Here is a 12,696-nt window from a genome sequence, read left to right as displayed (position 1 = left end):
ACCGTCGAAGCCGTCAATCGGACAGTAGCGAGGATCAATCTACGCCCGCGCAAGCGCTTGGGCTGGAAGACGCCGTACGAAGTGCATACAGGGGTGAGCGTTGCACTTATGTGTTGAATTCAGGCTGCGAAAGAGGCTGCCATCAATTTATTGCTTCAAAGGAAATAAGAAATGTCCCAACGTCAGAGCGGCACCGTCAAGTGGTTTAACGACGAGAAAGGTTTTGGTTTTATCACTCCAGAAAGCGGTCCGGATCTGTTCGTACATTTCCGCGCCATTCAGGGCAACGGCTTCAAGAGCCTGAAAGAAGGCCAAAAAGTCACTTTCGTCGCCGTGCAGGGCCAAAAAGGCATGCAGGCTGATGAAGTACAAGCCGAAGCCTGATTCACCGCTTCGACAAAAAGCCTCTGATGCTGACATCAGAGGCTTTTTTATGGGCGTAAAGCCGTAAAATGGCTTCTTTTTTGGCCAGAGGCTGTCATGTCGAAACACCCGCTCACGCCCCAGGGCGACTTCCCCGTCGCCACCCTCGGCCGTCGCCTGGCTGCCATGTTCTACGACTTCCTGCTGTGCACCGCCCTGCTGATCTGCACCGCCGGCCTGTACAAGATGGTGCAAATGGCCATTATCGGCGAAGAACGCATGCGCACCCTGACCGAGTCCGGCGCCCTGGACGGTGACCCTTTGCTGTCCACCGTGCTGCTGTTCGTGCTGTTTGGCTTCTTCGCCAAGTTCTGGACCTGGTCCGGCCAGACCCTGGGCATGCAGGTGTGGTGCGTGCGTGTGCAAAACCCCGACGGCACTGCCATCAGCCTGTGGCAGGCGCTGCTGCGCTTTGTGGTGTCGATTGCATCGCTGCTGTGCCTGGGCCTGGGTTTTTTCTGGGTGCTGGTGGACAAGCAAAAACGCAGTTGGCACGACATCTATTCCGACACCTGCGTGGTGCGGGTGCCCAAGAAGAAAAAGTAAAGCACCTACACGAAAACGCCCCGAACCAGTCGGGGCGTTTTTTTATCCGGCTTTAACCTTCAGGCGTTGCCCGACAGTTTGAGCCGCGCGGCGGCGGTGAAGTCGAGCATGCGCTTGAGCGGGCGAATGGCCTGGGGCACCAGCGCCGGGTCGACGAAAATCTCACCCGAGCCTTCGCGCAAGCATTGCAGGGTGCGCTCCAGGGTGTTCATCGCCATCCACGGGCAGTGGGCGCAACTGCGGCAGGCCGCGCCGTTGCCGGCGGTGGGCGCTTCGATAAAGACCTTGTCCGGGCATAGCTGCTGCATCTTGTAGAAGATGCCGCGGTCGGTGGCCACGATCAGGGTCTTGTTCGGCAGGCTCTGGGCGGCAGCGATCAACTGGCTGGTGGAGCCCACGGCGTCGGCCAATTCGATCACCGAGGTCGGCGACTCCGGGTGTACCAGGACAGCGGCGTCTGGGTACAGGGCCTTCATGTCTTCGAGCTGCTTGGACTTGAACTCTTCATGGACGATGCACGCACCGTCCCAGAGCAGCATGTCGGCGCCGGTCTTGCGCTGGATGTAGGTGCCCAGGTGTTTATCCGGGCCCCAGATGATGGTTTCGCCGTTGTCCATCAGGCTTTCGACGATTTCCAGGGCGCAACTGGACGTCACCACCCAGTCGGCACGCGCCTTGACCGCCGCCGACGTGTTGGCATAAACCACCACCGTGCGCTCGGGGTGCTGGTCGCAAAAAGCGGAAAATTCTTCCACCGGGCAGCCCAGGTCCAAGGAGCAAGTCGCCTCCAGGGTAGGCATCAGCACGCGTTTTTCCGGGTTGAGGATTTTCGCGGTCTCGCCCATGAACTTAACCCCGGCCACGACCACGGTCTTGGCCGGGTGGGCGTTGCCGAAGCGGGCCATCTCCAGGGAGTCGGACACGCAGCCGCCGGTTTCCTCGGCCAGGGCCTGGATCACGGGGTCGCAATAAAAGTGCGCCACCAGCACCGCGTCCTGAGCCTTGAGCTCGGCGGCGATGGCGGCACGGTAATCGGCCTCTTGCGCGGCGGTCAGCGGTTTGGGCTGCTTGGCGTCGAGGTGGGCTTGTACCAGAAGGCGTTCGGAAATGTGCGTCATGATCGCAAGACCTGCAGGCGCTTTCGCGCGAAAGTCGAGTATACACCCGGCTCCGGACCCTTTCGGATACCGCCGGGAGAATGGAAAGTCATCAGGTGGACAGCGTTGAAGCTGCGCAAGGCTACAGAATAACCGGCCGATTCAAAAGCCCTGCCATACACCGCAAGAGTCGCAGTGATGCGCGTGGCGCGCTGGGTATAGACTGCCCCACAACCCGCTTGCTGCCGGGTCAATTGAGTGAGATCTGCCATGCCAGCCCCCAACGGCCCATACACCCCGGACCTGTTCGCCCACCACACGCCCGAGCCCACCACCCTGCAGATCGGCGCCCAGGCCTGGGTGTTGCGCGGGTTTGCGCTGCCTTGGGTGGATCAGTTGCTGCCGGCGTTACAGGCGATTCAGGCCGTTTCGCCCTTTCGTCATATGGTCACTGTGCGCGGCTTTACCTTGTCGGTGGCCTTGACCAATTGCGGCAGCCTGGGCTGGACCAGCGACCACCGCGGCTACCGCTATAGCCCACTGGACCCCTTGCGCGAGGCGCCATGGCCGGCGATGCCCCACGCCTTCAGTGAACTGGCCACAGCCGCCGCGTTGGCCGCAGGCTTTGCCGATTTCGCCGCCGATGCCTGCCTGATTAACCACTACCTGCCCGGTTCGCGTTTGTCGCTGCACCAGGACCGCAACGAGCGCAGTTTCGAGCACCCGATTGTCTCGGTGTCCCTGGGCCTGCCGGCGGTGTTCCAATTCGGCGGTTTCGAGCGCAGCGACAAGGCCCTGCGCATCCCCCTGCTGCACGGCGATGTGGCGGTGTGGGGCGGCGCCGACCGTTTGCGCTACCACGGCGTGCTGCCCCTCAAGGCCGGCGAGCACCCGTTGCTGGGCGCACGGCGCATCAACCTGACGATGCGCAAGGCCGGTTGAGGCCATGAACGCAGACGCCTTGCACCGCGCCAGCCAATTTCTCAGTGCGCTGGATGCCGATTGGGCCGCCCATATCGCCCGCGTCGGCCCGTGCCTGCATGCCGCCAAACCTACCCGCGACCCTTACGAAGCGCTGGTGCGGGCTATCGCTTATCAGCAACTGCACGCCCGCGCCGCCGAGGCGATTCTCGGGCGCCTGCTGGCGCTGTACCCCGGGCAGGCGTTCCCCAGCCCCGTGCAACTGCTGGCCACCGCCCCCGAGGCCCTGCGCGCCTGCGGCTTTTCAGCGCGTAAGTTGCAGACGCTGCACGGCATCGCCGCCGCCACCGAAAGTGGCCTGGTGCCTGGCTACGCAGAAGCCATGGCAATGGACGACGAAGCGCTGATCGCGCGTTTGGTGAGCCTGCGCGGCGTCGGCCGCTGGACCGTAGAGATGCTCCTGATCTACACCCTCGAACGCCTGGACATCCTGCCCGCCGACGACTTCGGCGTATGCGAAGGCTATCGCCGCCTCAAGGGCCTGGCGGCCCGCCCCACCGCCCGGCAGATGAGCGCGCTCGCCCAGGCCTGGAGCCCGCACCGTACCGTGGCCGCATGGTACCTGTGGCGCGTCTGAACCCAGCGGCTTACTCCCTCCCAGGCGCTGTGCCTGCCGTTCCATCCGAGACCCGCTACACACCGCGCTGAACCGGCATCTATGTGCGGCGCCGCCAACCGAACAGGATCAAGCCTGCCTGAGCGCTTCACCGTGGAGCGCTCGCCGACGGAGCGCCCTGCATGAATCAATCTCCCCCCCTCGACACTGACGAGCACAACCCGCTGTCCTGGCCCCTGGAGTCCGGCGTCGGGCTGCAACTGCCGGGGGTACAAGACCCGCGCCTGATTACCCACCTGTACAACGAACTGTGGGCCATGGCCAACACCGGCACCCAAGGCCTGGGCGAACCGGGTAAGCGTGCAGTGCCGCAGCACTCGACCCTGGGCCATTGGCTGAGCGTGTACCGCAAGGCCATCAACGCCCCGGCCTTCCTCGATTGGGCCAAGCGCCACGCGCTCAAGCTCGACAGCCTGGTGCTACACAGCACTTCATTGCAGGCCAGCACCCCAACAGGCCCGGTCACCTTTACCCTGGACGATGACAGCGGCTGGCGGGCGCTGGCCAACCCCATCCTCAGCGTGGCCCACAGCATTGATGTGGCGAACCTGGGGCTGGCGTATATCGACGAAGCAGAACCGGCGCTGCCCCTGGCGTCGATCCTGGCGTTTCACGGCTACCCCCTGCCGCACAACCGCCCGCAAGCCCGGCAAATGCTTGAGGAGTTGGGCAGCCTGCAGGCCTTTCCCCTGTTTACCGAACAGGGCCGCTCCCTCTCGGCAATCCACAATGAGCTGGAGCAGCAATACAGCGACTTCCAACACTTGGCCGAGGTGCTTGCCGCTCACCGTGACCAGGCCTCGCGCGAAAACCGTGTCATCGACCTCGCGGTCCTGAACCAGCAGCGGGTGATTCTGGGGTCCGGTTCCTGGCTGGCGCGGACCATGGACACAGCTTCCAGGCAGCTCAAGCAGTTAATCCGCGACTATCATGCCCACGCCCTCGACTCCGGCCAGCCCATACCGCCATCGCGCCGCTACTACGCCCGTGCCCAGGAGGGGCTTTTCCCCGTTGCGCCAGCCAACACCAGGCCTAGCCTGCCGGCGGGCACCCTGATCGACGCGGGCCTGGGCGCGCCGTGGCACACCTTGAACCAGCTTCTGGTCCAACTCGACATCGAGGTGCACACCAACCGCACCTTCAGCCTCCAGGCCTTGCTGCACGCCTACGATCTCACCCCGGCCACCAACGCCCATGAACTCGACGCGCTGATTTACCGCCTGCGCCAACGCCAGCCGCCCGCGTTCGTGCCGGTCAGCGAGTGTGCTTTTTCCGCTTCAGACCTGCGCAGCCATCAGCGCCACATCGGTGCCCACAACGACTACTACAGCCTGACCCAAGCCCTACTGGCCACCGACAAACCGCTGAGCGAAATGGACGATTGGCCCGTCATCGAGGTCGACCCGCATACCTATCGCCCCTTCCTGGCGGCCGCCGCGCAGCACTTGCGCGAATTGACGCAACACCCACGTTTTCAGGAGATCGCCAGCGCCCATCAATTGTCGCCCGACAGCCAGATCCGGCTAAGCGCTGACCGCCGCATCACTGCCCGCACACGAAGTGGCCTGCGCGTACAACTACAGGACGCGGTACAGGCCGTGGAGGGGCTGCATGACCTGACGCAGGCGCTGTTTGAACGGGCAAGCAAGACGGGCGGGGAGATCAGCAGCGATGCGAGCGCCACCTTCAAGCAACTGATGGCCCTCTACCGCCTCGGCGGGCTACACCCCGCCAGCCGGGCGACAGTGGGCACGCGGCTGCTGCGCATCAAGCTGCGCAACCCACCCCTGCTGGGCGGCTACTGGCGGGCCCTGCAGGAAGCCCTTAGCACCGTGCAACGGCTGACGGCCACCGAGCGCCAGAACATCCTGGGCATCATCGCCACCACGGTGCCCGAGCCCCATCCCAACCTGCTGCACTACTTGAGCCAGGCCCAGGTGGAGGACAAATTCGTGCCTGGCATCCGTGCCGAAGGGGATTATCTGCTGGCGCGGATACTCAACAGCCCCCGGGCGCAGCACCTGGCCGAACGCCTGGGCACGGCCACGACCTGGCCGCCAGGCGATGACACGCCTCTGTTCGCCCGCGCCCACCGCAACGCGAGAACCCTGACGGCCCTGCTCTTGAGCCTGGACCCCGACTTTTCCGTGCTCAGCAACCAGGTAGCGGGATTCGACCTGATGGACAGCGACAACTGGGGCAAGCGCTCCAGCGCGGTCTACCAGAGCCTGGATGAGCACCTGGCGCAAAGCGGCATAGGCTGGCTACAACGCCCACTGGCCATGCACCTGTTGCTCGCAGGCACGGCGCCTGAGCTGTTGCTGCGGGGCATCGAGAGTTCGGCACCGCACATGAGTTCGCAGATCTGGCTGATCGTCAGGCAGCACGTGTTGTACCTGGAGCACTTGCGGCTGGGCTCATCCCATGAAGCGACCTACCTGGACATCATTGCCCTGAGCCATCTCCCCACCAACCCGACCCGCCGCGTCTTTCTCGATTCCGATGCCGCGGTGCAGTTCATCCTCGATTGGGCGGTGGTCAATGGCATCCTCGAACGCAAAGCCCATTTCCCGCCCAAGGACTACCGGGCCGCGATCAAAGCCCTGAACCTCCAGCGCCAAGCGCTGATAGCGGCGCTGCAAAGCCTGGAAGAACCTGTCGTGACCCTGCACCAGAGCGCCCTGGCCGACCTGCGCTGGGTCTTCCCCAACAACACCGCCCTGGAACAGCGCCTCCTGGCCAGGCGCCCCGGCGACACCCCCTCGGCCGATGCCCGGTTGTATTCGCTGGTGGAGCTGCACAGCGCCGGGCAACTCAAGCACCGCGCCCAACAGTGGCACTGCCCCGGTGGGCAGATCGATTACCCGAGCCTGTCCCGCGAGTTTGCTCGGCTCAACGACGCCCAGAGCCTGTATGCCGCTGCGTTCGATAGCCAGGTCATGAAAATCAAACAGGCGTACATCGAGATCCTCTGCTACGAACTGTCCCAACTGTCACGGGCTCAACGCGAAGCCTTGGAATACGGGCACCTGAGCTTTTTCACCCTGGCTACGCCAACCGCCGCCGCGACAGCGCCGAGGGCGCACTACGGCCTCCTGCTGCGCTGTGTCTACCAGGGCGCCGTACAGATTTTCGAGGTGTTTGCCACCCAGTTTTTGATCGTCGCCCGTCAGGACCTGAGCGAAGACCACCACAACGCCTTCACCTCTACCGAACCGGATGCGGTGATTCAGCTCCCGTTCGACCTGAGCGCCCATTTAAGCGGCACGGAGCCCATCACCGATGCGGTATCCCGGGTGCGCCTGCGGCCCCTGGCACAACAGTTGCCCGCTGTGCCGGCGCCCCAGGATCAACCGCTGCCGCTCGTCCCCAACACCCTCAATTCCCCGCGCACCGACGAGATTGCCAGCCTCATCGTTGACCGACACCTGATGAGCGCCAGCCAGGCGTTGAGCGACGCCCTCAACGTGCCCCTCACCTTGGCGCAAGTCACACAAGGGCCCGACCCGTGGGCGCAGTTTCTCGCGAGCCTGGCGCCGCTCAAGCCACCGCTACAGGAAAAACCCGAGATCAGCGACCTGCTGGCAGACTTCCCCGCGCCCCAGGTGCCACCCGAGGAGCCTGGCCAGTCGGCCTAGGGTTTGCCCGAGTCGAAGAACGCGCCAAAGAAGCCGCCGGCCTTGAGCTTCACCGTGCCGACCTGGCCTTCGGCATGGCCCTTGAGCAGGTCGGCCAGGGTGGCTGGTTTGGCCTTGGCCTTGCCGGCCGCCACGCTGTGCAAGGCCGCCAGCACCGCGCTGTTGACCGAAGCACCGACCCCAGGGATCAACGAGCCCATGGTGCCCATCACCGCGCCAGTACCTGCCACCTGTTCGGCGGCTTCGACACCTTGCTCGTTCAATTGCACCGCCACCTCGGCCAGCAGGTTGGGGTTGTCGGCCAACTGGCGTTTCAACGGCTCGTTATCGCCCTGCGCGAACGCCATCTGCCATCTCGGCGGCAGGGCCGGGTTGCGCGCCAGGTTGAACATAATCGTCGACAGTTCATCGCTTTGCTCGAAGGCCACCAGCACTTTCACCGCCTCGGGGCACAGGTTGGGGTTCTTCGACAGCGCCTGGTAGACCGTCTGAAAGCGCCAACTGCGAAACGGCAGCGACTCATAGGTCTGGTGGAAGAACGGCGAGGTGGAGTCCGGTTTCAGCGCCTCCAGCACCTCGCTGGCGTGTTCCGGCAACGCCGATAACAGCAGCGACAACTGCGCGTGTTTGCCGATGCACGGGTTCTGCGCCAAGGCCTCGAAGTGCCGGCCGTCGCCCACGAGAATGGCCTGGGCGTGCTCCGAGAGGTTCTCCAGCACCAGCAAGCTATCGACCATGTCTTCGACGGGGTGGTTGGCAATGCGCTTGTGGTGGGCCGGGTCCAGCACCGGGTTGGCGATCAGCGCTTGCATTTGCAGGCCGGTATTGACCGTTTTGACCTCCCACAGGCTGTCGAGCAACTGGCCTTGCAAGGGCGGTGACAGCCAACTGCTCTGGCAAATAGCCAGGCGCGTGGAGTGCTGCTTGCTCTGGATAAACAGCGCCAGGCGCACGTCGTCGGTGAGGTGGGTGCAGGCCAGCAGCGCGGCCTCCTGGATGTGCTCGCCGCTGCCGTTCCACTTGCCCAGCTCACTGGCCAGCAGGTCCATGGGCGCGCGCGGGTGCAGGCAACTGAGGTGGTAAGCGTCGAGGTCGAAATCCGCCGCGCGCTTGTCCTTGCTCAGGCACGCGGCCAGCAGGCGTTCGGTGCAGTTGGGGTTGCGGTACACGCTCAGGCGCACTTGCGGGTCGTGGTCGCGGCTGAGTTTTTCCAGCAGGTCGTCGGGGCATTCCAGGTGGCACGCCACCTCGTTGCGGCGCACCGGGTTGGGGCTGTCGGTGAGTTGGATCATCTGGGCGATGCTCAAGCCGTCGATGCGCGAGGCGGGTTTGAGCTTGAGTTTCTCGAAGAGGATTTCGTACTTGCCGACCTGCTCGCGCAGGGTTTCGCGCAGCGGCACGGTGGCGCGGATCGCCCGTTCGACGTCTTCGTGGGCCAGGGCATGGCCGTCGAGGAAAGCACTTTCGCGGGCCTCGCCCACGGCGTTTTGGATGTCCGCCCCGGAGTAGTCGCGGCATAGCGCGGCCAGGGTCTGTTGCTGGGCTTCGGTGAAGCCCGCCCAGTCCTCGCCCAGGTGAATGGCGAGGATCGCCGAGCGTTCCTGGGCGTTGGGGAAGCCGACGTAAAACACTTCGTCGAAACGCCCCTTGCGCAGCAGCTCGGCGGGCAGCGCGCTGATGTTGTTGGCGGTGGCGATGACGAACACCGCCCCGGTTTTTTCCTGCATCCAGGTCAGGAAGTAGCCAAACAGCCGGGACGACACCTCGCTGCCTTCGCCACTGCCGATGCCGACGAAGGCTTTTTCCAGTTCATCGATCCACAGGATGCAGGGGCTGACGCTTTCGGCCATGGTCAGGGCGCGGCGCATGTTGTGCTCGCTTTCGCCGACGTACTTGCCCAGCAGCGAGCCGATGTCCAGGCGCAGCAGCGGCAACTGGAACAGGTTGGCGGCGGCCTTGGCGGTGAGGGATTTGCCGCACCCCGGCATCCCGGCAATCAGCACGCCCTTGGGCGCGGTGACGCCGGCCTGCCCGGCCTCGTCGAGGCGGCGGAAGATTTCGGCGCGGCGCTTGAGCCAATGCTTGAGGTTTTCCAGGCCACCGATGTGGTGGGCCGTTTCGCCGACCTTAATCATCTCCAACACACCGCTTTTGGCGATGATCTGCTCTTTTTCGTGGTGGATCAGGCTCAATGCCCCGTCGTCGAGTTGCGGGTGCAACGGCTGCACCATCGCGAGCACCTGGCGGATTTCCTCTTCGCTCAAGCCGCTGCACGTGGCCACCAGGCGCGGCAGCAACGCCCGGGGAATGCTCAGGGGCAGCTCGCTGGCGCAGCGTTGTACCAGGGCGAGGATGTCTTCGCGCCCCGGCAATGGCAGCGCCAGCAAGGTCATTTGCGCTTCGACCTGGGGCGGCACGAACAGGCTCTCGCCCACCAGCACCACGGCGCAGCGGCCACGGTGATGGCGCTGGATGCGGTTGAGCAACTGTTTGAGGCGCGCAATGGCCAGGGGCTGGTTTTCCAGGGCCAGGCGCGCGTCTTTGATGACGATCAGTTTGTCGCCCAGGTCTTCATCGGCCAGCATCGGCAGGCAATGGGCCAGGTCGGTCTGGGCGTCTGCGGTGCGCGGCTGCTTGGTGGTGAAATTGACCCAGCCATAGGCCAGGTTCCACTCCATCAGGTGCAGGCCTGCCTCCTCGCCCAGGCGCATCAGGATGCGGTCAACCCGCGCCTCCTCGCCCGAGTGGATGTAGAACCCCGGGTAACCGGCCGCCAGGTGAGCGTGGAGCTTGACTTGCAACGCGGTGAAGGCGGCGCTCATGCGAACAACCCCTTGGCCAAGTTGCCCAGGCCCTTGGCCAGGTTGCGCGCGCCTTCGGCCAGGCTGGCCGAGACGCTGTTGACCACCGCCACGGCGGTCTTGACCAGGTGTTTACCGGCGTTGAACGCGCGCTCGCCGATAACGCCACCGGCCATGCCGCCCAGCACGCCGCCGACAAACCCGCCGACCACGATACCCGGCGGGCCGAACACGGTGCCGATGCTCGCGCCCATGGCCCCGCCCTTGGAGGCCGCGGCCAGGGAACACAGGGTGGAGACGGTGGTTTGCCCCATCAACTCCACCGCTTCGCCGCCGCTCAATTGGCCCTTGGCCAGTTTGTGCAGGATTTTCGCGTTGGCCACGGCGATGCAGGCGATGTTGGCGATGCGCCCGGCCGGGGTGCGCTTGAGCACCGGGCCCAGCAGGCCGTTTTTCGCCGCCACCACCAGGGCGCCAGACACCGCCACCTGGGTCGCCACTTGCAGGGTGCTGTCCAGGGAGCTGTCGAAGAACGCCTTGAGGTCGGCGCTGGCCGCCGGGTTCTCGCGGCCCTTGAAGCGGTTCCACGCGCGGCGCGCCAGAATCCGCACGCCTTGCAGGCTGGCGGCGATACCGGCGCCGATCAACGCCTGTTTGCCAAGGTTCTTCGCAATGTTGATGCGGTTGGTGTCGTTCCAGTCGTATTGCCGCGCTTCGGCTTCTTCGCGGGCTTTGCGCTGCCATTCGCCGGCCTGCTCTTTACTCAGGGGCTCGGACTGCACACCGTCGATTTCGATGGTTTCGGTGCTGTCGGGCACGTCCTTGGCCTGGCCTTCGGGCACCAGGCGCTTCTGCTCGCCGTACTCGCCGCGCTTGAACAGGCGTTCGGTGGCCTCGGCGTCGGCGCCGTACTTGGACTGGTACTCGTGGACCACGTTGCCCTGGCCGTCGACGATCTGGATATCGACCGAATTCAGCTCATTGGAGTTGACCACCCGGGCGCGGTACTCGCTGCCCTTGGTCACCGCGTCGATGTTGAACGTATCGACGTGGTGCTGCTCGGCGATGTAGCCGTCGAGGTTGGGCGAAAAACTGATATCGCCGTTGTTGTTGGTAATCATCACCCGCGCGCCCGCGGTGGCCTCGGCCAGGGCGACGTCGATGGCCGTGGCGTAGCGGCCGACGCCCACGTTGCCGGCAACCCCGGCGGCTTTTTCCAGCTCGCGGGCGACCCAGCTCGCCTCGCTCTGGCCGCGGGCCAGGTGTTCGTGCAACGAGCGCGACGCGGCGTAGCCATGGGTGACCGACTCGATCACTTCCTTGGCGCTGGCCTGGCGTTGGGCGGGGCTCTGCCACAGGTGCGGGTGTTTGCTGAATTCTTCGTCCAGCCAGTCTTCCAGCGGCCGCTCGGCCTGCTGCTCGCGCGATTGCACGAACTGCGCCACCAGGGCCGTGGTGGCGACGGCGTTTTCTTCGCCACCAAAGACGTTCTGCTCCACGGCGTCGGCCTGGTGTTCCTGGTACTGCTCGCTGGACAACAGCTCAGGGTCCAGCGGCGTCAGTGCGTTAGCGTCGGGACCGTTTACCTGTTGATTCATGGCTGGCTTCCTGTAGGGGGCGGTGGGGCGTGCTGCAAGTAGTGTTCGAGTTCGTTGCGCAATTGCGCGGCGAGCCACGCGGGCTCAAGCACGCGCACATGGGGCATCCAATAGCGGATGATCGGCAGAATCTGGTTGGCGTGGCCGACCGCGCTGCTGAGGGTCAGCGTGCCGTCGGCGGCGTGGTCCAGCACCTGTTGGGCGGGCACCACGGCGCGGCGTAAAAAGTAATAGGCGATGGCGGGGGCGACGCTCAGGCGTACCTGGACCTTGGTGGTGCTGAACCAAATGTCGTCGTCTTCTTCGATCTGCCGCGCGATGGTCGGGCACGGCGTGAACGTCTCGCGCCCCACCCGCAGCAGGCTGATGCGGCCCAGGCTGAACGCCTTCAACTGGCCGTTTTCGGTGGCGGCCAAATACCAGATGCCCTTGTTGTTGACCAGGCGATAGGGCTCGAGCTCACGGGGCTTTTCGCCGTACAGCAGGTGGCAGCGCTGGTGCTGGGCGATGGCCTGGGTCAGGTGCTGGAACTGGCGGTCGCGGGGGCGCACGTCTTCGTGGTGATGGCCCTTGACCAGAAACTGGCTCGGCGCCTGCGGGTCGATCAGCGAACGCAAAAAGCGGTGGCCACTGTCGGGGAACAACCCCTTGACCCCGGTGAGCCTGGCAAACACCTCCAGGTCCCGGGGGTCGAGCGCACCCTGGGACGCCGTGCTCAGGCGATAACGCCCGTCTGCCAGACGCTCGACACTGCCGCCCAGGCGATTGAGGTCGCGGTAGATGGTGCGCTCGCTGACCCCGAAACGGTCCGCCAGGTCATAGCGGCACACCGGTTCGCCCTGATTCAACTGCACAAGGATCTGCGCCAGGCGATTGGCCAGGGTGTCGTGGGGCGGGGAAGGCATGGGAATGTCCAGATCCGTTGGAAGATGACGCGAGCTTACGCAGACGCACTGACAGGTGATGTCAGTACAATTTCATTTGCGTATCAATGTG

At 64.6% G+C, this 12,696-nt stretch carries 9 protein-coding genes and 1 pseudogene; 6 read left to right on the top strand and 4 right to left on the bottom strand.

Going from position 1 to position 12,696, the window contains the following annotated elements; translation table 11 throughout:
- The 3 genes and pseudogenes from AC19YT_RS25275 to AC19YT_RS25265 form a co-directional block, all read left to right on the top strand.
- Positions 1 to 117, top strand: a pseudogene (locus AC19YT_RS25275) (IS30 family transposase); the annotation flags it as partial.
- Between the two features lie 54 nt (positions 118 to 171).
- Positions 172 to 384, top strand: coding sequence for a cold-shock protein (locus AC19YT_RS25270; RefSeq protein WP_003175786.1), 213 nt, complete (start codon positions 172 to 174; stop codon positions 382 to 384).
- Positions 385 to 480: 96 nt separating this feature from the next.
- The gene (locus AC19YT_RS25265) at positions 481 to 969 is read left to right on the top strand and encodes an RDD family protein (protein ID WP_095106688.1); all 489 of its coding nucleotides are present in this window, start codon (positions 481 to 483) and stop codon (positions 967 to 969) included.
- Positions 970 to 1,028: 59 nt separating this feature from the next.
- On the opposite strand, the gene nadA is transcribed toward AC19YT_RS25265, so the two are convergent.
- Positions 1,029 to 2,087: a quinolinate synthase NadA gene (gene nadA / locus AC19YT_RS25260; protein ID WP_095106686.1), complete on the bottom strand. Its 1,059-nt coding sequence runs from the start codon at positions 2,085 to 2,087 to the stop codon at positions 1,029 to 1,031.
- Positions 2,088 to 2,336: 249 nt separating this feature from the next.
- On the opposite strand from nadA, the gene alkB reads away from it, so the two are divergent.
- The 3 genes from alkB to AC19YT_RS25245 all read left to right on the top strand — a co-directional run bounded on the left by alkB (position 2,337) and on the right by AC19YT_RS25245 (position 7,301).
- Positions 2,337 to 3,008: a DNA oxidative demethylase AlkB gene (gene alkB / locus AC19YT_RS25255; RefSeq protein WP_500611223.1), complete on the top strand. Its 672-nt coding sequence runs from the start codon at positions 2,337 to 2,339 to the stop codon at positions 3,006 to 3,008.
- Between the two features lie 4 nt (positions 3,009 to 3,012).
- A complete protein-coding gene (locus AC19YT_RS25250) occupies positions 3,013 to 3,624 on the top strand; it encodes a DNA-3-methyladenine glycosylase family protein (RefSeq protein ID WP_500611222.1) in 612 nt (203 codons plus the stop codon).
- A 161-nt stretch (positions 3,625 to 3,785) separates the two neighbouring features.
- The gene (locus tag AC19YT_RS25245) at positions 3,786 to 7,301 is read left to right on the top strand and encodes a hypothetical protein (RefSeq protein WP_500611221.1); all 3,516 of its coding nucleotides are present in this window, start codon (positions 3,786 to 3,788) and stop codon (positions 7,299 to 7,301) included.
- Here AC19YT_RS25245 and AC19YT_RS25240 read toward each other — a convergent pair.
- The 3 genes from AC19YT_RS25240 to AC19YT_RS25230 are packed head-to-tail and all read right to left on the bottom strand — an operon-like array spanning position 7,298 to position 12,605.
- Positions 7,298 to 10,123: an AAA family ATPase gene (locus AC19YT_RS25240; RefSeq protein WP_256576489.1), complete on the bottom strand. Its 2,826-nt coding sequence runs from the start codon at positions 10,121 to 10,123 to the stop codon at positions 7,298 to 7,300. The genes AC19YT_RS25245 and AC19YT_RS25240 overlap by 4 nt on opposite strands.
- A complete protein-coding gene (locus AC19YT_RS25235) occupies positions 10,120 to 11,700 on the bottom strand; it encodes a hypothetical protein (protein ID WP_095106678.1) in 1,581 nt (526 codons plus the stop codon). Before AC19YT_RS25235 ends, AC19YT_RS25240 begins: the two co-directional genes overlap by 4 nt.
- A complete protein-coding gene (locus AC19YT_RS25230) occupies positions 11,697 to 12,605 on the bottom strand; it encodes a helix-turn-helix transcriptional regulator (protein ID WP_500611220.1) in 909 nt (302 codons plus the stop codon). The genes AC19YT_RS25235 and AC19YT_RS25230 overlap by 4 nt, the downstream gene beginning before the upstream one ends.
- Positions 12,606 to 12,696: the final 91 nt, after the last annotated feature.

It is taken from the genome of Pseudomonas sp. MF08875 (genome assembly GCF_059862525.1).
Note: the sequence above shows the minus strand (reverse complement) of the source record. Positions and strands in the feature narration are given on the sequence as shown.